Raw genomic sequence first — 608 nt, forward strand, 5'->3', positions numbered from 1 at the left:
CGGGTGAACTGATCGCGCAGCGGCGTCAGCAGTTGTTTTTCATCGCCAATCCACATCTGTGAAAGAAAGCCTGACTGGCGGTTAAATTGCCAACGCTTATTACCAAGTTCGATGCAAAAATCCGTTTCGCTGGTGGTCAGTTGCGGGATGGCGTGGGGCGCGGAGGGTTGTGTCACGCTGAGGTTTTCCGCCAGACGCCATTGCTGCCAGGCGCTGATGTGTCCGGCTGCTGACCATGTGGTCGCGTTCGGTTGCACTACGTGAACCGTTAGCCAGAGTTGCCCGGTGCTCTCCGGCTGCGGTAGTTCAGGCAGTTCAATCAACTGTTTTCCTTGTGGAGCGACATCCAGAGGCACTTCACCGCTTGTCAGCAGCTTGCCATCCAGCGCCACCATCCAGCGCAGGAGCTCGTTATCGCTATGACGGAACAGGTATTCGCTGGTCACTTCGATGGTTCGCCCGGATAAACTGAACTGGAAAAACTGCTGCTGGTGTTTTGCTTCTGTCAGCGCTGGATGCGGCGTGCGGTCGGCAAAGACCAGACCGTTCATGCAGAACTGGCGATCGTTCGGCGTATCGCCAAAATCACCGCCGTAAGCCGACCACGG

At 56.7% G+C, this 608-nt stretch carries 1 protein-coding gene; it reads right to left on the reverse strand.

Annotation, left to right across the window (positions count from 1 at the left end):
• A partial coding sequence (locus HMPREF3140_RS07520; RefSeq protein WP_139146155.1) for a beta-galactosidase domain 4-containing protein occupies positions 1 to 608 on the reverse strand: 608 nt, incomplete at both ends.

The sequence above is a fragment of the Klebsiella sp. HMSC16A12 genome (assembly GCF_001808265.1).
Lineage (GTDB): Bacteria > Pseudomonadota > Gammaproteobacteria > Enterobacterales > Enterobacteriaceae > Klebsiella > Klebsiella pneumoniae.